The organism is Mycobacterium arosiense ATCC BAA-1401 = DSM 45069 (assembly GCF_002086125.1).
Taxonomy (GTDB): Bacteria; Actinomycetota; Actinomycetes; order Mycobacteriales; family Mycobacteriaceae; genus Mycobacterium; species Mycobacterium arosiense.
In genome coordinates this window covers 1-241 of record NZ_MVHG01000377.1, presented here as the reverse complement: position 1 = coordinate 241, position 241 = coordinate 1, and the positions used below count along the sequence as shown (strand labels likewise).

The 241-nt window shown below is 68.9% G+C and carries 1 protein-coding gene; it reads right to left on the bottom strand.

Going from position 1 to position 241, the window contains the following annotated elements; translation table 11 throughout:
* A partial coding sequence (locus tag BST14_RS32250) for a DUF4010 domain-containing protein (protein ID WP_142279733.1) occupies positions 1 to 241 on the bottom strand: 241 nt, incomplete at both ends.

The following is a 241-nucleotide window of genomic DNA, read 5'->3' as shown; positions in this document are numbered from 1 at the left end:
GAGGATGCGCGGGAACATCAGCGCCGAGGTCGCCAGCAGGGCGCACGCCAACAGGGCGTCGGGCATGCGCTCGCGCAGGCGCGCCAGGGTCAGGGTCATCACCGTGGAGGACACCAGGCCGCCGAGCACCGCGGTCAGCAACAGGCCCTTGCGCGAACCGATCAGGCGGATGGCCAGGTAGGCGGAGAAACCGAGGGCGGCGATCAGCACCACCATCCACCAGGTCAGGTAGGGATTGAAG